The 559-nt window shown below is 70.8% G+C and carries 1 protein-coding gene; it reads left to right on the top strand.

Translation table 11 applies throughout. The annotated features are described in order from the left end of the window. The first annotated feature begins 145 nt into the window (after positions 1-145). Positions 146-484: a hypothetical protein gene (locus tag DEIPI_RS0115970; protein ID WP_045234497.1), complete on the top strand. Its 339-nt coding sequence runs from the start codon at positions 146-148 to the stop codon at positions 482-484. Positions 485-559: the final 75 nt, after the last annotated feature.

Raw genomic sequence — 559 nt, 5'->3', positions numbered from 1 at the left:
GGCTGCCCGCCGTGGAGAGCGGCGCGGGCCTGCGCGTCCCGCGCCGCGCCCTGTGGCGCTTCCTCGGCCTCGACGCGGCGCTGAGCGCGTGACCGGGACGTTGGACCGTTGAGCTGACGTGGATCGGGGCGTCACAATGACGCCCATGATCCTGCGCAACATCCACGCGTACTACGGCGAGTTCCTCCAGCTCATCCCGATCCTCGTGCTGATCTGGGCGGTCTTCTTCCGCACTCCCCGCGTGCCCTTCCAGCGGATCGCGCCCGTCATGCTGGACGTGAACGTCCTGCTGGGCCTGCTCGTGTACTTCCTCACGCCCATCAAGGTCAGCGTGTGGCACCCCGTCGCGATGATCACAGCCGTGATCGTCGCGCACGCGGTCGCCCGCCAGCAGAACCGCGCGGTCCTGATCGGCGCGTGGGTCGTGGTGCTCGCGCTCCTCGTGGTGGGCGTGCTCATCGCGAAGGGCACCATCAGCGTTTGAGCGCCCCGCCCCTCGCCCACCTGCGCGCCCTGCACGAGGCCGGAGACGGCGACGCGGCGCTCGCGCTGCTCGGCG

Origin of the sequence: Deinococcus pimensis DSM 21231, assembly GCF_000519345.1 — a bacterium.
GTDB classification, from domain to species: Bacteria; Deinococcota; Deinococci; order Deinococcales; family Deinococcaceae; genus Deinococcus_A; species Deinococcus_A pimensis.
Note: the sequence above shows the minus strand (reverse complement) of the source record. Positions and strands in the feature narration are given on the sequence as shown.